This is a genomic window from Rhodococcus sp. AC861 (assembly GCF_979256035.1).
Map to the genome: position 1 here is coordinate 1 of NZ_CEEDMW010000024.1, position 309 is coordinate 309.

The 309-nt window shown below is 66.7% G+C and carries 1 protein-coding gene; it reads left to right on the forward strand.

All coding sequences use genetic code 11. The annotated features are described in order from the left end of the window. Positions 1 to 57: 57 nt before the first annotated feature. Positions 58 to 309, forward strand: a 252-nt coding sequence (locus tag AC0IX4_RS22980) for a GTP-binding protein (RefSeq protein ID WP_471831391.1), incomplete at its 3' end; no start/stop codon positions are given.

Sequence of the window (309 nt, forward strand, 5' to 3'; positions counted from 1 at the left end):
CTCTGGGAGAGGAAGCCGCTCGCTCTTCACCCCGCATTCGACCCAGGAGATTTCCGCGTGACCAGCCCCTCCGAACTTCAGACCGTCCCCACCACCTTCCGCAACGTTGCCCTCGTCGCGCACGTCGACCACGGCAAGACGACGCTCGTCGACGCGATGCTCCGCCAGTCCGGCGCCGTCGAGGAGCGCGCCGAGGCCATCGACCGCGTGATGGACTCGGGTGACCTGGAGAAGGAGAAGGGCATCACGCTCCTGGCCAAGAACACGGCCGTGCACAAGCGCAACGCCGACGGCAGCATCACCGTCATC